The sequence below is a fragment of the Bradyrhizobium sp. USDA 3256 genome (genome assembly GCF_054058275.1).
This window is the reverse complement of sequence record NZ_JBSSAE010000002.1, coordinates 7,299,098-7,317,064: the sequence shown is the minus strand read 5'-3', so window position 1 is coordinate 7,317,064 and position 17,967 is coordinate 7,299,098. Positions and strand designations below refer to the sequence as shown.

The 17,967-nt window shown below is 64.4% G+C and carries 15 protein-coding genes; 9 read left to right on the top strand and 6 right to left on the bottom strand.

Features of this window, described 5'->3' with window-relative positions; all coding sequences use genetic code 11:
* Nucleotide 1: 1 nt before the first annotated feature.
* Nucleotides 2-784, bottom strand: a complete 783-nt coding sequence (locus ACVWY5_RS36555; RefSeq protein WP_028336262.1) for a cysteine rich repeat-containing protein — start codon at nucleotides 782-784, stop codon at nucleotides 2-4.
* A gap of 249 nt (nucleotides 785-1,033) precedes the next feature.
* Here ACVWY5_RS36555 and ACVWY5_RS36550 point away from each other — a divergent pair, with 249 nt between their 5' ends.
* Together ACVWY5_RS36550 and ACVWY5_RS36545 are read left to right on the top strand one after the other, a co-directional pair.
* Nucleotides 1,034-2,191 (top strand): efflux RND transporter periplasmic adaptor subunit, encoded by a 1,158-nt coding sequence (locus tag ACVWY5_RS36550; RefSeq protein ID WP_028336263.1) that lies wholly within the window; start codon nucleotides 1,034-1,036, stop codon nucleotides 2,189-2,191.
* 12 nt (nucleotides 2,192-2,203) lie between these two features.
* Nucleotides 2,204-5,371 (top strand): multidrug efflux RND transporter permease subunit, encoded by a 3,168-nt coding sequence (locus tag ACVWY5_RS36545; protein WP_028336264.1) that lies wholly within the window; start codon nucleotides 2,204-2,206, stop codon nucleotides 5,369-5,371.
* Nucleotides 5,372-5,542: 171 nt separating this feature from the next.
* On the opposite strand, the gene ACVWY5_RS36540 is transcribed toward ACVWY5_RS36545, so the two are convergent.
* Nucleotides 5,543-6,544, bottom strand: a complete 1,002-nt coding sequence (locus ACVWY5_RS36540) for an NADP-dependent oxidoreductase (RefSeq protein WP_028336265.1) — start codon at nucleotides 6,542-6,544, stop codon at nucleotides 5,543-5,545.
* 216 nt (nucleotides 6,545-6,760) lie between these two features.
* Between ACVWY5_RS36540 and ACVWY5_RS36535 the strand changes: the two genes are divergently transcribed.
* The gene (locus ACVWY5_RS36535; RefSeq protein WP_028336266.1) at nucleotides 6,761-8,050 is read left to right on the top strand and encodes a dicarboxylate/amino acid:cation symporter; all 1,290 of its coding nucleotides are present in this window, start codon (nucleotides 6,761-6,763) and stop codon (nucleotides 8,048-8,050) included.
* A 12-nt stretch (nucleotides 8,051-8,062) separates the two neighbouring features.
* Nucleotides 8,063-9,019, top strand: coding sequence for an amino acid ABC transporter substrate-binding protein (locus ACVWY5_RS36530; RefSeq protein ID WP_051376257.1), 957 nt, complete (start codon nucleotides 8,063-8,065; stop codon nucleotides 9,017-9,019).
* Between the two features lie 158 nt (nucleotides 9,020-9,177).
* Here ACVWY5_RS36530 and ACVWY5_RS36525 read toward each other — a convergent pair whose 3' ends face one another.
* Nucleotides 9,178-9,405 carry a hypothetical protein gene (locus ACVWY5_RS36525; protein ID WP_028337614.1) on the bottom strand — a complete coding sequence of 76 codons (228 nt, stop codon included), beginning with the start codon at nucleotides 9,403-9,405 and terminating at the stop codon, nucleotides 9,178-9,180.
* Between the two features lie 335 nt (nucleotides 9,406-9,740).
* Nucleotides 9,741-9,998, bottom strand: coding sequence for a hypothetical protein (locus ACVWY5_RS36520; protein WP_028337613.1), 258 nt, complete (start codon nucleotides 9,996-9,998; stop codon nucleotides 9,741-9,743).
* 214 nt (nucleotides 9,999-10,212) lie between these two features.
* Between ACVWY5_RS36520 and ACVWY5_RS36515 the strand changes: the two genes are divergently transcribed.
* On the top strand, nucleotides 10,213-10,569 hold the full coding sequence (locus ACVWY5_RS36515; protein WP_028337612.1) for a response regulator: 357 nt from the start codon (nucleotides 10,213-10,215) through the stop codon (nucleotides 10,567-10,569).
* Nucleotides 10,570-10,589: 20 nt separating this feature from the next.
* Nucleotides 10,590-10,790 carry a hypothetical protein gene (locus ACVWY5_RS36510; protein WP_028337611.1) on the top strand — a complete coding sequence of 67 codons (201 nt, stop codon included), beginning with the start codon at nucleotides 10,590-10,592 and terminating at the stop codon, nucleotides 10,788-10,790.
* Nucleotides 10,791-10,852: 62 nt separating this feature from the next.
* Here ACVWY5_RS36510 and ACVWY5_RS36505 read toward each other — a convergent pair whose 3' ends face one another.
* The gene (locus ACVWY5_RS36505; RefSeq protein ID WP_028337610.1) at nucleotides 10,853-11,788 is read right to left on the bottom strand and encodes an ATP-grasp domain-containing protein; all 936 of its coding nucleotides are present in this window, start codon (nucleotides 11,786-11,788) and stop codon (nucleotides 10,853-10,855) included.
* A gap of 297 nt (nucleotides 11,789-12,085) precedes the next feature.
* Between ACVWY5_RS36505 and ACVWY5_RS36500 the strand changes: the two genes are divergently transcribed.
* The 3 genes from ACVWY5_RS36500 (at nucleotide 12,086) to ACVWY5_RS36490 (ending at nucleotide 16,273) form a co-directional block, all read left to right on the top strand.
* Nucleotides 12,086-12,859, top strand: a complete 774-nt coding sequence (locus tag ACVWY5_RS36500) for a ferredoxin--NADP reductase (protein WP_028337609.1) — start codon at nucleotides 12,086-12,088, stop codon at nucleotides 12,857-12,859.
* 253 nt (nucleotides 12,860-13,112) lie between these two features.
* Complete coding sequence (locus ACVWY5_RS36495) at nucleotides 13,113-13,982, top strand: patatin-like phospholipase family protein (protein ID WP_028337608.1); 870 nt, start codon at nucleotides 13,113-13,115, stop codon at nucleotides 13,980-13,982.
* Between the two features lie 665 nt (nucleotides 13,983-14,647).
* Nucleotides 14,648-16,273: an FMN-binding glutamate synthase family protein gene (locus ACVWY5_RS36490; RefSeq protein WP_028337607.1), complete on the top strand. Its 1,626-nt coding sequence runs from the start codon at nucleotides 14,648-14,650 to the stop codon at nucleotides 16,271-16,273.
* Nucleotides 16,274-16,376: 103 nt separating this feature from the next.
* Here the strand turns inward: ACVWY5_RS36490 and ACVWY5_RS36485 are convergent, their stop codons facing one another.
* The gene (locus ACVWY5_RS36485) at nucleotides 16,377-17,852 is read right to left on the bottom strand and encodes an FAD-dependent monooxygenase (RefSeq protein ID WP_028337606.1); all 1,476 of its coding nucleotides are present in this window, start codon (nucleotides 17,850-17,852) and stop codon (nucleotides 16,377-16,379) included.
* Between the last annotated feature and the right edge of the window lie 115 nt (nucleotides 17,853-17,967).

Below are 17,967 nucleotides of genomic sequence, written 5' to 3'. Positions count from 1 at the left end.
ATTATCGCGCCGCGAACGGCGCCAGCACGTCGCGGCACGCCGGCGACAGCGAGCCGGCATTGGTCGCGAGGCACTGCACGATCCGCCCGCCGCCCGGCTGGACGCCGCCACAGATCGAGCGGACGTCGGCGCCGCAGGCCGAGCGCAGCACCAACAGTTCTTCGCGCGGCCGCAGCGGCCGCAACGCGATTACGGCCGGCGCGGCCGCCGGTGCTGCCGTCCCTGCCGCGCCCGCGGCCGGCGCGGCGGCACCGCCACCGGCGGCGGCCACGGCCTTCTCGCAGGCCGGCGAAAGCTTGCCCTTGTTCTTTTCCAGGCATTGCAGCGCCGACGCGCCGCCGGTCGGCACGCCCGCGCAGACTTTGGGATAATCGGAGCGGCACGCGCTGCGGATCGCCGAAACCTGCGCGCTGGACGGCGCTCCGGCCGCCTTCGGTGCGGCGGCCTCGGCGGCGGGCTTGGCCGTCGCCGGAGCAGCTTCGGTCTTGGCCGCCGCGGGCGCGGAGTCTGCCTTCGGAGCGGCGGCCGGCGCTTCGACGGCCTTCACCGCGCTGGCGCAGCCCGGTCCGAGGCTTGCCATGTTCTTCTGCAGACATTGCAGCGAGGCTTCGCCGCCCGGCGGTACGCTGGAGCAATGGGCGATGTAGTCGTTGCGGCATTGCGACTTGATGGCGTCGCGCTGTGCCTGGGTCGGCGCCTGCGACAAGGCCGGTGCGGTGCTCATGAATGCTGCAAGCGCAAGCCATGCGGACAGCTTCGTTGCTCGTGTCAACGCATTGATCATCTGAATAAATCCTCTGGTCGCGCCGGATGCCTCCGGCTCAACTGAACTGAGTTCTGAAAAAGTCTTGTTGTAACAACCTCGGCGAGCGGCATCATTTTCGCTTTCGAGTTCCGCTGCAAGCGGATTGTTGCTATGGATGAAGCAGGCGGATTTTTTGCCCGTCACGAGATCTTTAAATTTAGTCATTTGAATCGAGGCTCGGAAATGAGGCATGCGCGCGCGTCGGCGCATTTCGGTCGGAGCAATTTTGTGCGGCTGCGAAATGCACCGCTTGCGCGCGTCGCGTTCGTCGTATCGGCCTTCGTCAGTTTAAGTGCCTGCGAGCAAAACAGTTTTGTTGCGCCGCCGCCGCCCAAGGTCGAGGTTGCGCCGCCGGTGCAGCGCGCCATCACACGTTATCTGGACGCCACCGGAAACACCGCGCCGATCCAGACCGTCGATCTGGTCGCGCGCGTGCAGGGCTTCCTGCAGGCGATCAACTATCAGGACGGCTCCTTCGTGAAGGCGGGGACCACGCTGTTCACGATCGAGCCGGAGACCTACAAGCTGAAGTTGGAACAGGCGCAGGCCGCAGAGGTCGGTGCGCAGGCGACGCTGAAGCAGGCCGAGCTCGACTTCAAGCGGCAGACCGATCTGGTGCAGCGGCAGGCGGTCTCGCAGGCGACACTTGATACCTCGACCTCCACCCGGGACAACGCCCAGGCCAGCCTGCAGCAGGCGCAGGTCAACACCAGGATCGCGGCGGTCAACTACGGCTACACCAACGTCGTCGCGCCGTTCGACGGCATCGTCAGCAATCACCTGGTTTCGGTCGGCGAGCTGGTCGGCGTGGCGTCGCCGACCCAGCTTGCCACCATCGTGCAGCTCGATCCGATCTATGTGAACTTCAACGTCAACGAACAGGACGTGCAGCGCGTGCGGGATGAAGCGCGCCGTCGTGGTCTGACGGTCAACGAACTCAGGCAGTTGCCGGTCGAGGTCGGCCTGCAGACCGAGACCGGCTATCCGCACAAGGGCAAGCTTGATTACATCTCGCCGACCCTCAACCAGTCGACCGGCACGCTCGCGGTCCGCGGCGTGTTCGCAAATCCGGTCCGGACCTTGCTGCCCGGCTTCTATGTCCGCGTTCGCGTGCCGTTCGACAGGCAGGACAAGGCGCTGCTGGTGCCCGACGTCGCGATCGGCAGCGACCAGGCCGGCCGCTACGTGCTGGTCGTCAATGCCGAGAATCTGGTCGAGCAGCGCAAGGTGACGACCGGTCCGCTCGATGAGGGGCTGCGCGTCATCGAGAGCGGCCTGAAGCCGGATGACCGCATCGTGACCGCCGGATTGCTGCGCGCGATCCCCGGGCAGAAGGTCGATCCGCAGGTGCAGAAGGCCGACGCGGCGCCGGCGGCGGCCAAATAGGACGCACGCGCCATGATCTCGAAATTCTTCATCGAGCGCCCGGTTCTTTCCAACGTCATCGCGATCCTGATGATCCTGATCGGCGGCGTGGCGCTGTACAATCTAGCGGTCGCGCAATATCCCGACGTGGTGCCGCCGACGGTGCAGGTGACGACGCGCTATCCCGGCGCCTCGGCCAAGACGGTGATCGACACCGTGGCGCTGCCGATCGAGCAACAGGTCAACGGCGTCGAGGACATGCTGTACATGCAGTCCTACAGCGGCGCCGACGGCACCTATACGCTGACGGTGACCTTCAAGATCGGCACCGATCTCAATTTCGCGCAGGTGCTGGTGCAGAACCGTGTCTCCAGCGCGCTGTCGCAGCTGCCGACCTCGGTGCAGAACCAGGGCGTCACGGTCCAGAAGAAGTCGACCTCGATTCTGCTGTTCGTGACGCTGACCTCGCCGAACAAGACCTATGACAGCCTGTTCCTGTCGAATTACGCCACCATCAACATCCGGGACGAGCTGTCGCGCCTGCCGGGTGTCGGCAACGTCACGGTGTTCGGCGCCGGGCAATATTCGATGCGGGTCTGGCTCGATCCGAACAAGCTGCAGGTACGCGCGCTGGTGCCGCAGGACGTCATCCAGGCGATCCAGCAGCAGAGCCAGCAGGTCACCGCCGGCCAGGTCGGCGCGCCGCCGACGCCGGCAGGCCAGGCGTTCCAGTACACGCTGAACGTCAACGGCCGGCTCGACGACAAGAGCCAGTTCGAGGACATCATCGTCAAGACAGGCAATGTCGGCGACGTCACCCGGGTCCGCGACGTCGGCTGGGTCGAGCTCGGCGCGCAGACCTACAGCCAGATCTTCTCGCTGAACCAGAAGCCCGCGACCGGCATCGGCGTGTTCCAGTCGCCGGGTGCCAATGCCTTGCAGGTCGAGAAGGCCGTCGAGAGGAAGATGGCAGAGCTCGCCAAGCAGTTCCCGCAGGACATCAAATACGACACGCCGTTCGACACCACCAAATTCGTCAACGCCTCGATCGAGGAGGTCTACAAGACCCTGTTCGAGGCCGGCCTGCTGGTGCTGGTCGTGATCCTGGTCTTCCTGCAGGACTGGCGGGCGATGCTGGTGCCGGCAACCACCGTGCCGGTCACGATCATCGGCGCGTTCGCGGCCATGGCCGCGCTCGGCTTCACCATCAACCTCTCGACGCTGTTTGCGATCGTGCTGGCGATCGGCATCGTGGTCGACGACGCCATCGTCGTGGTCGAGGGCGCGGCGCACAATATCGAGCGCGGCATGTCGGGCCACGACGCCGCGATCAAGGCGATGGACGAGTTGTTCGCGCCGATCGTCGGCATCACGCTGGTCTTGATCTCGGTGTTTTTGCCGGCGGCGTTCCTGCCCGGGCTGACCGGGCGGATGTACGCGCAATTCGCGCTGGTGATCGCCGCCACCGCGCTGCTCAGCGCCGTCAACGCCGCGACGCTGAAGCCGACACAGTGCGCGCTATGGCTGCGTCCCCCCGCGCCGCCCGAGCAGCGCAACTTCTTCTATCGCGGCTTCAACGCGGTCTATGACCGGCTGGAGCGCGGCTACACACGGCTGGTCAGCGGCATCGCCGGGCATGCCAAGACCTCGGTCGCCATTGCACTTGTCATCATCGGGCTTGCCGGCTACGGCCTGTCGCGGGTGCCGACCGGATTCATTCCGATCGAGGACCAGGGCTATCTGCTCGCCGCGGTGCAATTGCCCGACGGCGCGGCCCTCGATCGCACCCAGCACGTGCTCGACGAGGTCACCACGATCGCCGGCAAGACTCCCGGTGTCGACCAGGTGATCAGCATCGCCGGCATCTCGGCGCTGGACAATTCCTCGAGCCTCGCCAATGCCGGCGTCGCCTATCTGATCCTGAAGGATTGGAGCTCGCGCGGGCCGGGCGAGGACCTGCGCTCGCTGGTCTACGGGCTCAACGACAAGCTCGCGGTGATCCCGGAGGCACGCATCCTGGTGATCCCGCCGCCGCCGATCCAGGGCATCGGCAACGCCGCCGGCTTTGCCATGCAGGTCGAGCTGCGCGACGGCAATGCCGACTACGGCAAGCTGCAGGCGGTCACGGGGGCGATCGTGGCCAATGCGCAGACCCAGAGCGCGCTGCAGCGGGTCCAGTCGTCGTTCCGCTCGATGGTGCCGCAGTTCGACGTCGACGTCGATCGCATCAAGACGCAGACCCTGCACGTCACTCCCGACCAGATCTTCGCGGCGCTGTCGTCCTATCTCGGCGCCAGCTACGTCAACCAGTTCACCAAGTTCGGCCGCACCTTCCAGGTCTATACCCAGGCCGAGGCACAGTACCGCCTGAGCCTGCGCGACATCGAGAACATGATGGTGCGCAACAGCAACGGCGACATGATCCCGCTCGGAACGGTCGCCAAGATCACGCCCTCGATCGGACCGTCGCTGATCAGCCTCTACAACCTCTATCCGTCCGCCTCCATCATCGGGCTGCCGGCGCAGGGTTACTCGTCCGGCCAGTCGATGGCGTTGATGGAAGAGATCGCGGCAAAGACGCTGCCGCCCGGCTCGGGCTTCGAGTGGACGGCGATGTCGTACCAGGAGAAGGAGGTCGGCAGCCAGATCTACTACGTGTTCGCGCTGGCGCTGCTCCTGGTCTATCTCGTGCTCGCCGGGCAATATGAGAGCTGGTACGCGCCGATCTCGGTGATCCTCGCCGTGCCGCTGTCGCTGCTCGGCCCGACGCTGGTGCTGCTGAGCCTGAATATCGAGAACAACCTCTACACCCAGATCGGCACCATCCTGTTGATCGCGCTGTCGGCCAAGAACGCGATCCTGATCGTCGAGGTCGCACTGGAACGTCATCTGCGCGACGGACGGTCGGTGCTCGATGCGGCGATCGACGCGGCACGCGCGAGATTCCGGCCGATCCTGATGACGTCGTTTGCCTTCATCCTCGGCGTGCTGCCGCTGGTGATCGCGACCGGCGCCGGCGCCAACGCCCGCAAGTCGATCGGCATCACCGTGTTTTCCGGCATGATCGCCTCGACCTGCCTCGCCGTGCTGTTCGTGCCGGCGTTCTTCGTCGTGGTGCAGAGTTTCGAGAACTGGCGCAAGGCGAAGAAGGGCAAGACGACGCCGCAAGCCGCACCGCAGGCGTCGGGCACGGCGCATTGACTCCCTCGCTCCGCTCTTGCGGGGTCGAGACGAGCGAAGCTCGGGTGGGGTGAGGTGAGGGGCTCTCTCGGCCAGGCGGTGCGAGTTGCGAGACCTGTACCCCCTCGCCCGGATCGCATCTTGCGATGCGATCCGACCTCTCCCCGCAAGCGAGAGAGGTAAGAAAGACCGCTACACCTTCACCATGCGCTTGCCGCGATTTTCGCCGGCGAGCAGGCCGATCAGCGCCTGCGGCGTGTTCTCGATGCCGGCGATGACGTCCTCCTGCACCTTGAGCTTGCCCGAGGCGACCCAGGACTGCAGGTCGGCGAGCGCGGCATCGCGCTGGTCCATGTAGTCCATCACGATGAAGCCCTGCATGATAAGCCGCTTCACCACGATCAGGCCGGGCACGCCGCGCGGGCCGTGCGCGGAGGGGACGCCGTCATATTGCGAGATCGCGCCGCAGCAGGCGATGCGGCCGCGATTGTTCATCTGCGCCAGGCAGGCTTCCAGAATGTCGCCGCCGACATTGTCGAAATAGACGTCGATGCCCTTGGGCGCCGCCGCGCGCAGCGCCTTGTAGGTCGCGCCGTCCTTGTAGTCGACCGCAGCGTCGAAGCCGAGCTCGCTGGTCAGCCAATGGCACTTGTCCTTGCCGCCGGCGATGCCGACGACGCGGCAGCCCTTGATCCTGGCGATCTGGCCGACGATCGAGCCGACCGAACCGGCGGCCGCCGACACCACCACGGTCTCGCCTTCCCTGGGCTTGCCGACATGGAGCAGGCCGAAATAGGCGGTCAGGCCGGCAACGCCGTAGACGCTGAGCAGATGCGTCATCGGCTCGAGCTTCGGCATCTTCGCCAGGTGCCTGGCGGGCACGGCGGCATAATCCTGCCAGCCGGTGTCGCCGAACACGATGTCGCCGGGCTTCAGGCCGGGATCCTTCGACGAGATCACCTCGGCGATGCTGCCGCCGGCCATCACGGTGTTGGCTTCCACCGCAGCGCGGTAAGTGGCGCCGTGCATCCAGGCACGGTTGGCGGCATCGAGCGAGATGTAGCGCGTCCGCACCAGCGCCTCGCCGTCCTTCGGCGTGGGGATCGTCCCCGTGGTCAGGCGAAAATGCTCGGGGCCAAGCTTGCCGGTAGGCTTTTCGACAAGCAGGATCTGGCGATTGACGGTGTCGTTCATTGGTGGTGTCTCCCCTCGCGTTGGTCGTTTCGCATGCAATTGACTGCGACGCGCGCAGCGCCTTGCACAGATTGTGCGCTGCATGAACGCTAGTCCGCGCACTGGCATTCCACAACGGGAACGTTTCGGCAAAGTCGCGCTGGACGCGAAGCGTGTTGCGTAGCTGCGTAAATCTGCCACACTTGCCCTCCGCCGGGAACATACGGGGGTAAGAGAATGTCCAGCAGGTTTACGCAGTATATCCTGATTGCGATGGTCCTTGGCATCGCGATGGGGACGATTGTCTTCAACTACTTTCCTGACAGCCGTGCCGAGATCGCAGCAGACGTCAACCTGATCGCGATGCTGTTCCTGCGTCTGATCAAGATGATCATTGCGCCGCTGGTTTTCGCGACCCTCGTCGGCGGCATCGCCCATATGGGGAGCGGCGCCAAGCTCGGCCGCATCTTTGCCAAGACCATGGGCTGGTTCGTCTCCGCCTCCTTCGTCTCGCTGCTGCTCGGCCTTGTGATGGTCAACCTGCTGCAGCCCGGCGCCAACTTCCCCGGCACGCTGCCCGACAAGGCGCAGTCGACCGGACTGCCGGTGTCGGCGTTCTCGATCGAAAAATTCCTCACCCATCTGATCCCGACCTCGATCGCGGACGCGATGGCGCAGAACGAGATTCTGCAGATCGTCGTGTTCGCGGTGTTCTTCGCGGTTGCGCTCGGTGCGATGCCTGAACGGGCCAAGCCGATCATGAGCCTGATCGACGACCTCGCGCACATCATGCTCAAGGTCACCGGCTATGTGATGCTGTTCGCGCCGCTCGCGGTGTGGGCCGCGATCATGGCGACCGTCTCGAAGAACGGCCTCGGCGTGCTCTGGAAGCTCATCGTCTTCATGGGCGGCTTCTATCTCTCGCTCCTGATCCTGTGGGGCATCCTGGTCGTCGTCGGGTTCATCGTGATCGGGCCACGCTACAGCCATCTCTTGCGGCTGATCCGCGAACCGCTGATGATCGCGTTCTCGACCGCCTCGTCGGAGGCGGCCTATCCGAAGACGCTGGAGGGGCTGAACAGGTTCGGCGCCTCCTCGCGCATCTCGGCCTTCGTGCTGCCGCTCGGCTATTCCTTCAACCTCGACGGCACGATGATGTACTGCACCTTCGCGAGCATCTTCATCGCGCAGACCTACCACATCGAGATGTCGGTCGGCACGCAGCTCGCGATGCTGGCGACGCTGATGATCACCTCGAAGGGCGTCGCCGGCGTGCCGCGCGCGTCGTTGGTGGTGATCGCCTCGACGCTGGCGCAGTTCAACATCCCCGAGGCGGGCCTGCTGATGATCATGGGCATCGACACCTTCCTCGACATGGGCCGCAGCGCCACCAACGTGATCGGCAACTCGCTGGCGACCGCCGTGGTCGCGAAGTGGGAGGGCGAGCTGAAGGCCGAGCACGAGCTCGGGCCCGACGACGCAGTGCCGCAGGATGCGGTGCCCGGCGCCGTGATGGCCGGCCATTGACGGGAGGCATGCATGCATCGCGCCCGCTGGAGGCCGATACGGGCTGAAGCGCCTCTCCTGTCGACATGCCTGCTGTCAGCGTGCCTGCTGGCGGCAAGCCTGCTCTCTGGCCCTGTGTCCGCACAGCCGGCGGGCGAGGGGCTCAGCCCCACGCTCGCCAACATCAAGGCCACGCACACGGTGCGGATCGGCTATCGCGAAAGCTCGCTGCCGTTCTCGTTCCTCGATCACTCCAAACGGCCGATCGGCTACAGCCTCGAGCTGTGCGATGCGATCGTCGAGGAGATCGGGACCGAGGTCGACGACGCCAATCTCAAGGTCGACTACGTCAAGGTCACCTCCGACGACCGCATTCCGGCGGTCGTCGACAAGAAGATCGACCTCGAATGCGGATCGACCACGGCGAATGCCGAGCGCGGCAAGCAGGTCGCATTCTCGCCGCTGATGTTCGTGGCCGGTACCAAGCTGATGGTGCCGAAGGCCTCCGGCGTCACCCAGGTCGCCGACCTGAAGGGCAAGACGGTGGTGGTGACCAAGGGCACCACCAACGAGCAGGCGATGCACAATGTCGACGCCAAACAAAAGCTCGGCCTCAACATCGTCACCGCACCCGACCACGAGCAGTCCTACCAGATGCTGGTGGACGGCAAGGCGGATGCGTTCGCGACCGATGACATCCTGCTCTACGGCCTGATCGCGCGGCACAAGTCGCAGGACAAGTTCCGCGTCACCGGCGACTACCTGTCCTACGATCCCTACGGCATCATGTACCGCAAGGGCGAGCCGCAGATGAAGGACGTGGTCGAACGGGCGTTCCGCAGGCTCGCCTCGAATCGCGACATCGTCCCGCTCTACAACAAATGGTTCGTCGCCCGGCTGCCGACCGGCGAGAAGCTCAATGTCGCGCTGTCACCGCAGCTCGAAGAGGCCTTCAAGGCGCTCGACGATTCGCCGGGCGGGTCGAACTAACGCATGATCCGGAAAAGTGCGAAGCGGTTTTCCGAAAAGATCATGCTCAAACAAAGAGCTAAGGCGCGATGACGATTCAACCTAATCTCATCGCGCTTTAGCCGCGAATTTCGGCCTCTCGCTTTGCAGGAGAGGTCGCAAAGTCCGGCGCGCGCCGTTCACCGCCAATAGCGCCGCGACAAATCCAGGCACTGCCGGACCCAGTATCCATTCACGTGGATCAGCTGGCATGTGCTCGGAGGCGGCTCCTTGATGATCGGGTAGCCGTGGATGTCGATATTCGTCGGGGCCGTGACGCCGCGCCAAAACACCGCATTGGCGGCCGGAGGATTGAAGGCGGCGGCGAACGCCGCGAGTGCGACGAAGCTCAAAAGAAGTTTGCGCATAATCTGTTTCCGGATCAATCAATGCACGGAAGCGTACTCCCTTGCGCAGGATGAGCAAGGCGCTGAATCGATCAAAATGACGGCCAGAGCTTCCGTGCCGGCCGCACCACCGCCCCGCGTCAGCCGCCGCGGACTGCCATGCATGCGAGGGCAACGATGCCGACCGCCGCCAGAACAACCATGACCTGGAAAACCGCGCGGCCAAGAATCGCACCCATCAAAGCTCCGTCGATCCGGCGGGATCTTCCTTCGAGTGTCCACGCGCCGCGATCTCTGGAGCATCATCGGCAGGCAAGATTCGGCTGTTGAAGTCAGCGAGCTCGTTGCTTCACCAGCTAATGTCGTTCGGCGACGATTCGATCGACTTGTCGCTTCAGCTCTGCTTCCATTTCGGAAATGACGTCGTGCGGCAGGCGAGCGCGGAGGCGATTGGCCGTCTCGTGCTGCATCCTGGGCTGCCTCGCGAGCGCGGGCCGTTCGATGGCCTGATCCTCGATCCATCGTCGAGAGGACGCATAACCTGTCGCGCCGGCCGTCACGTCAGTCCCGTAGGGTTCGCGAGGATCCTGATCCGACTGCACAACGTCCTTCATGAGCTCTGCCTCCTGGCACTATCTCGCAAGAATTCCCTTGCTCAGGCCCGAACCATTCGGCTCGTCCGGCTTGTCGCCCATCAATGACGCTGAAGCCTGCAAAGTTGTTCCGCACGGAACCTGCAAAGGTCTGCCGCAGTCAGCCTCATGAAGCGGGAACCAGAACCATCAGCATCCTCATTCGTTAACGGTGGTTGATCGTTCGGAGGTCGCCATGGCTTACGCGAGACCAAGTCGTCAAATAGCAATTGTGGTCGAAGACGACACGATCCAGCGCGACATGATTGCGCTGTTGTTGGAAGAAGGCCATTTCGACGTCATCCAGTGCGAGGACGCCGAGACGGCAGCGCTGGCCATCAAGATGCGTCATCCGTCGCTGGTGGTTACCGATATCAAGCTCACGGGCAAAATGGATGGCGTCGAGCTTGCACGTTTGGCCGTCGATTGCGATCCGGGCGTGCGCGTTATGGTCATCTCGGGCCGGCCCCCGGACAGCGCGCTGCCTGAGGGCGTCAAGTTTTTCGAGAAGCCGGTTTATCCACCCACGCTGCTGCGAGAGCTGGCGTCGTAGCTCTCGCCGATGGGTGGCCCATGCAAGACGATCCCGAAATCGATTGGCACCGGGAGCAGATTGCGAAGAACCGGGAACTGATCGCGGAATTGCAATCCGGAAATACGGCGGGGACTGACGTGTTTCCAGAGACGCAAGCCGAGATCGAGCGTCTCACGGCACAGATCGAGCAATCGGAATTGATCGTCGCCGCCTATGAGAAGGAGCACCCGCAAGACTGATCGGGCGCTCACAGTGCAGGATCGCGCCGGCGAGCCCGCGTCGTCGGGCAGGGGAACGCTGCCTACGCGAACACTTCGTCCAGCGCGGCCGAATACGCCGCCTCGACCAGCGCCGGATGCCGGCGCCCCAGCGCTTCCATCTTCACCCCGGAGTTCACCTCGAGGATTTTCCACGCGCCATCCGTGCGCACGACGTCGATCGAGGCGTAGCGGATGCCGACGGCCTGCGCGGCCCTGATCGCGAGCGCGACGCAGGCCTCGCGCGTCGTGCCATCGGCGAGCAGCACGGGCTCCGCGCCGGCATCGAGGTTATGCCGCCAGTTGAGCAGAAGCTGTTCGCCGGCGGGCGGAACGGCGTCGAGCGCGGCGGCATCGAAATCCTCGGTCATGGTCTTGAGTTGCTCGGCCGTCGCGCTCGCCTGCGCCAGCGCGCGCAGCGATCTTATGCCGTCGCCGGTCACCGACGGGCGCGCCTTGCCGTAGACGATCAGCGCGCGCGCATCCAGCAGCACGACGCGCACCTCGTCCGCGATCTCGACATAGGGCGAGATGGCGAGACTTGGATGCGCGGCAAGGACGCGCGCGACCGCGGTCTCCAGTTGCGTTCGCGTCTTGACACGGAAGACAAGCTCGCCGGAGGTCCCCTCATTGGGTTTGACGACGAGCCCCTGGGGATGCTGCTCGAGCAGACGCTGCATCGCGTCCAGCGAGTCCGATCCCGGGATGTGCTTGCTGAGCTTCGCGCCCAAAAACAGCGTATGCGGAATGACGGGGACGCCGGCCGATGCCAGCACGTCCGCGCAGGCCGATTTGTCGTTGGCGACCTGATGCGCGACCGCGCTGTTCAGCCCGACGTCGTAGCCGATCGCGAGCCGCCGCGCGTTGCCCTTGGTCATGGTGACCAGCCAGCCGCCGGACCGCACCTCGACGGCAATCGCGTGCGCCAAACAATATTTTTTGATGGTTTCCAGGAAGATTCGCTGGCTGATCAGGACCACGAGATCATTTTCCCTTCACCGCGGTTTTCGTAGCAATTAATTGCCGGATCGATGCCGATCTCAGCAAGTAAATTACCTGGAGTACCACGTGTTAACGATGACGCGGTTGAACCTCTGCGCGAAATCGAACGACTGCCATTCTGAGATCGCAATTGCACGCCAGTTGATCTTGACTATCTGCTGCATTGGCGCAATGGACACGCGAGATCTTCAGTGATTTCGGCCACTTCCGCGCCGTCGCGAGCCGTCTAAAAATCAAACTATTCTAATTCTGGTCAGTCGGGAAAACGAAAACCCATGAGCGCGTTCTATCGAGAGAAAGTTCTTTCCGTTCAGCACTGGACCGATACGCTTTTCAGCTTCCGGGCGACCCGCGATACCGGTTTCCGCTTCCAGAACGGGCAGTTTGCCATGATCGGCCTCGAGGTCGACGGCAGGCCGCTGCTGCGCGCCTATTCGATGGCGAGCGCCAATCACGAGGAAGAGCTCGAGTTCTTCTCGATCAAGGTGCAGGACGGCCCGCTCACCTCCAAGCTGCAGAAGATCCGCGAGGGCGACACCATCCTGGTCGGCCGCAAGGCGACCGGCACGCTGATCACCGACAACCTGATTCCCGGCAAGCGGCTGATGCTGCTGTCGACCGGCACCGGCCTCGCGCCGTTCGCCAGCCTGATCAAGGACCCCGAGGTCTATGATCGCTACGATCAGATCCTGCTGGTACATGGCTGCCGCCAGGTCTCCGAGCTCGCCTATGGCGAGGAGCTGGTCGCCAAGCTGCGCGACGACGAGCTGTTCGGGCCGCTGCTGTCCGAGAAGCTCTCATACTATCCGACCGTGACGCGCGAGCCGTTCCGCAACCGCGGCCGCATCACCGATCTGATCACCTCCAACCAGCTGTTCACCGATCTGCATCAGGGTCCGCTCGACATCGAGACAGATCGCATCATGATGTGCGGCAGCCCGGCGATGCTGGAAGAGCTGAAGCAGCTGTTCGAGACGCGCGGCTTCAAGGAAGGCAGCGGCAACACCCCCGGTCACTTCGTGATCGAGAAGGCGTTCGTCGAGCGCTGAGGCCGTCGAGCGTCAGGATTGTCGTCCTGGCGAAAGCCAGGGCCCATTATCACCGCTCCCTGTTTTGCGAAGGCTGGGGCCCCACCGGGCTCCAGCCTTTTGCATTTGTGGTTATGGGCTCTGGCTACGGTGCGCAATTGCGCATTAGGCCAGGACGACATCTGTGTATGTGGTGCTTTTCAATCCCCCACTGCTATAACGCCCCCAACGCCGCGCGGCCGTTGCGCGAACGCGGCGATCTGGGAGCAGCACCTTGTCCATCACCGATCCGGATGCACCGAAAACCGCGTTTGTTTTTGCCGGCGGCGGCAGCTTTGGCGCGATCCAGGTCGGCATGCTGCAGGCGCTGGCCGCGCATGGCGTGGTCGCCGACATGGTGGTCGGCTCCAGCGTCGGCGCACTGAACGGCGCGTTCTACGCCGGCGACCCGACGGTCTCGGGCGTCGCGCGGCTGGCCGAGATCTGGCGCGGCCTCAACCGGCAAGACGTGTTTCCGGTGACGTGGCGGACGCTGGTGAGCTTCCTGTGGCGGCGCGACTTCCTGATCCCGCATGACGGCGTCCGCAAGCTGATCGACGACTACATCCCGTTCCGCAATCTCGAGGACGCGCGGATCCCGATCCACATCGTCACCACAGACATCATCAGCGGCGACAGCGTGGTGCTGTCGGAAGGTTCGACCGCGGAGGCGATCGTCGCATCGACCGCGATCCCGGGTGCGTTCACGCCGGTGCATTACCGCGATCGTTTCCTGGCCGATGGCGCGATCTCCAGCAACACGCCGGTCCGCGTCGCTGTCAGGCACGGTGCCAAGCGCCTGATCGTGCTGCCGACCGGGCATGCCTGCGCCAACCAGGCGCCGCCGATCGGCGCGCTCGCCAATGCCCTGCACGCGCTGACGCTCCTGATCGCGCGGCAGCTCGTCAACGAGCTCGAGAACATCGGGCCCGATGTCGAGTACTTCGTGGTGCCGCCGCTCTGCCCGCTGGTCGGCTCGCCCTACGATTTCTCGCGGACTGCCGATCACATTACCCGGGCACTCGACACCACCAACGCCTGGCTCGACGGCGACGGCCTGAGGCCGGGGCACATCCCGCACGAATTGCAGCCGCACGACCACTAGGCGGCATCCGCGGGTGATGACACCGCGTGGTGTGACGCCTCGAATCGAGAACCATCCCCATCGTCGTCCCTGCGAAAGCAGGGACCCATAACCACAAATGCCAATTGTTGGGCGATGCTGGAACGATGAGTCCCTTCAACAAGGTCCGCCGCGGCGTATGGGTCCTGCTCCCGTGCGCAATTGCGCACCAGGCAGGGACGACGGAGGAGCTGCAGATTCACATCATGATTTCGGGATAATAGAATAATACCCCTGATTTGCCCGACGTGTCAAGGTGCTGGTCGAGCGCCGGCACGTCGCCGGCTCCTTTGCATGGGGTTGTTTTCGATATTTTGGCAGCGCGCCGTGCGACGGCAGCTGTCCTATCCCGCTGTCGGCCTCGTTCCATGGCTCGATGACGTGGACACGTCAGTTGCAGAAGCCCGCAAGCGCTATATGCGCTAGCCCTGCCCGCAAGCGGGAAAGGGGGCGCAGTCTTTGTGGGGCTCTCCGCTTCGTTGCAGTGCAAAAGTCGATTTCGTTTTAGTTCGACCGGTATCCGCACCCGCTCATTCGGGCGGTTGTCACATCTGTGAGGGCTCGGCCGTATAACCGTAGTGCACTTGTTCCGCGAGTTGGATTAGGCTCGCGGCCGACAGGTCATTTGGGCAGACCGGAGGAATTTCATGGATACAGTGCTGCTTCCGTTCTCGCCGCGTTTCATCGTGCTGACGATCTGCGCCGTCGTCACCGCGCTCCTGCTGCTGGTTGGGATTTTCGATCACAAGGTCTTCAAGATCGTCCTGATCCCGCTGATCATCTTCGGCGCGCTGACATTGCTCGGCATCCGCGACCTCACCCAGAAGAACCACGCGGTGCTGCGCAACTACCCGATCTCGGCGCATGTCCGCTTCCTGCTCGAGGAAATCCGCCCGGAGATGCGGCAATATTTCTTCGAGAGCGAGAAGGACGGCATGCCGTTCTCGCGCGACACCCGCGCGGTGGTTTACCAGCGTGCCAAGATGGTGCTCGACAAGCGGCCGTTCGGCACCCAGGAGGACGTCTATCGCGAGGGCTATGAGTGGATGCACCACTCGGTGGCGCCGAAGCCGAAGGCCGACCAGAAATTCCGCATCACCGTCGGCGGCCCCGACTGCACCAAGCCGTATTCGGCCTCGGTCTTCAATATCTCGGCGATGAGCTTTGGCGCGCTGAGCCCGAACGCGGTGCGGGCGCTCAATGCCGGCGCCAAGAAGGGCGGCTTCGCCCACGACACCGGGGAGGGCGGCGTCAGCCCTTATCACCGCGAGATGGGAGGCGACATCATCTGGGAGATCGGCTCCGGCTATTTCGGCTGCCGCAACCGTGACGGCACCTTCAATCCCGACGAGTTCGCACGCGTCGCGGGTGACGATCAGATCAAGATGGTCGAGCTCAAGATCAGCCAGGGTGCCAAGCCCGGCCATGGCGGCGTGCTGCCGGCGGCGAAGGTTTCCGAGGAGATTTCCAAGATCCGGGGCGTACCGATGGGCGAGGACTGCATCTCGCCGGCCTATCACAAGGCGTTCTCGACGCCGCTGCAGATGATGGAATTCGTCGCCCAGATGCGCAAGCTGTCCGGCGGCAAGCCTGCCGGATTCAAGATGTGCATCGGCCATCCCTGGGAATTCCTGGCGATCTGCAAGGCGATGCACGAGAGCGGGCTCTATCCCGACTTCATCGTGGTCGACGGCAATGAGGGCGGCACCGGCGCCGCGCCGCTCGAATTCATGGACCATCTCGGCATGCCGATGCGCGAGGGCGTCAATTTCGTCCACAACGCGCTGATCGGCATCGGCGCGCGCGATCGGATCAAGATCGGTGCCTCCGGCAAGATCGCGACCGCCTTCGACATGGCGCGCGCGATGGCGATCGGGGCCGACTGGTGCAATTCGGCGCGCGGCTTCATGTTCGCGCTCGGCTGCATCCAGTCTCTGAGCTGCCACACCGATCGCTGTCCGACCGGCGTCACCTCGCAGGACCCGATCCGCAACCGCGCGCTCTATGTGCCCGACAAGATCGACCGCGTGTACAACTACCACCACTCGACCCTGCACGCGCTGACCGAGCTGCTCGCCGCCGCCGGCCTCGAGCACACCAAGGAGCTGCGCCCGATCCACTTCTCGCAGCGAAGTTCGACCACCGAGGTCTCTTCCTTCGCCGAGCTCTATCCGACGCTGCGCCCCGGCGAACTGCTCGAAGGTACCCAGGACCGCCGCTTCCGCGACGCCTGGGCGATGGCGCGCGCGGATTCGTTCCAGCCGGCGGGGTAGGGGCGGCAAATCCGTAGCCCGGATGAAGCGCAAAGTAATCCAGGACCACTCTCTGTGCGGATCGACCGATCACGGATTACGCTGCGCTCCATCCGGGCTACGCTCACGACGTACCAGCGGACGCGCCGAACCATTTGGTCAGCGCATCGGTTAGGCCGGCCTGCGTTCGCTCGCCAACCCACGCCACGTAGCCATCGGGCCGCACCAGCACCGCGGTCGGGGCCGAAACCGTGCCGTGCGCGGGAAGCTCCCATGCGCCGCGATACTCGGTATCGACCAGCTGAACCCGGTCGGTCCATCCCGCGATGGCGATGCCGCCGGGCGCGCCGAAATTCAGCAGCACCGGCCGCGCCCGGTGCAGCAGCGCGAAGACCTGCATCGGGCCGTTGGCGGTGACCAGATCGAGATCGGGCATGCGGCGTCCGAGCAGCGGATGGCCGTCGCCAAGATCGTAGTGAAGATCGAGGCCGGACATCATCGCGGCAAAGCTTCTGCGCGGCTCGTCCATGCGCAGCAGGCCGGAGACGATCTCGTTCAGCGCCCTGGTGCGCGGATCGGTGCGGTTGAGCGCGACATGCGCCATGGTGTTGCGCAGCACGCGGGCCGCCACCGGATGCCGTTCGGCTTCGTAGGTGTCGAGCAGGCTGTCCGGCGCGATCTGCTTGACCACCTGGGCCAGCTTCCAGCCCAGGTTCACCGCGTCCTGCACGCCGATATTGAGGCCCTGGCCGCCCATCGGCGGATGCACATGGGCGGCATCGCCGGCCAGCAGCACGCGCTGTTTGCGGTAGGTCACGGCCTGCCGGGTCACGTCGGTGAAGCGCGAGATCCAGACCGGACTGTGGATGCCGAAATCGGTGCCGTACGCGGCGACCAGTGCCTCGCTGACGTCGCGCAAGGTCGGCTCCCGGTCGGTGTCGAGTTGCCGCTCGGTCAGCACCAGCCGCACTCGCCCGCCATCTTCCGCCTTGCCGATCGCTGAGGTGCCGGCGTCGTGCCGGCGAAAGCCCCATTCTGGCTCGCCCGCCATCTCGGCCTCGGCGATCAGCCAGCTCGTGGTCGGATCCCACCCGGCGAATTCGATGCCGGCCGCTTTGCGGACGAGGCTCCGGCCGCCGTCGCAGCCGACGAGATATTGTGCCCGGAGCAATTGGCCATCCGACAGTTCGACGTCGACGCCGCCGTCGTCCTGCGTGAAGCCGATCACGCCGCGCGCGCGATAGGTCTGCACCACCAGTTCGCCAACCCATTCGCCGAGCAGGCGCTCGATATGGTTCTGCCGGAGCCCAAGCGTGAAATTGCGCCGGGTCGGAAAGTCGGTGATCTCAAGCGGAACCAGATGAGAATGGAACAGCACCGCCGGATGGCGCGTTCCCAGCGCGACGAAGCGGTCGCCGATGCCGCGCTGATCGAGCACCTCGATGGTGCGCGCGTGCAGGCCGCCGGCGCGCGCACCGATCAGGTCCTCCCTCGCGCGCCGCTCGACAATCGCAACATCTATTCCCGCCAGCGCCAACTCGCCCGCCAGCATCAGCCCGGTCGGACCTCCGCCGGCAATCACGACAGCATGTTCCCGCATCCCGCACTCCTCCGTTCGATTGGGCGCGCGTTCTACGGGATGACCCCGGGCTTGCGGCAAGCCCGGGGGGTCTACATATATCTGAGTGGGGAGAGGGCGTTTGCTCTATCGAACC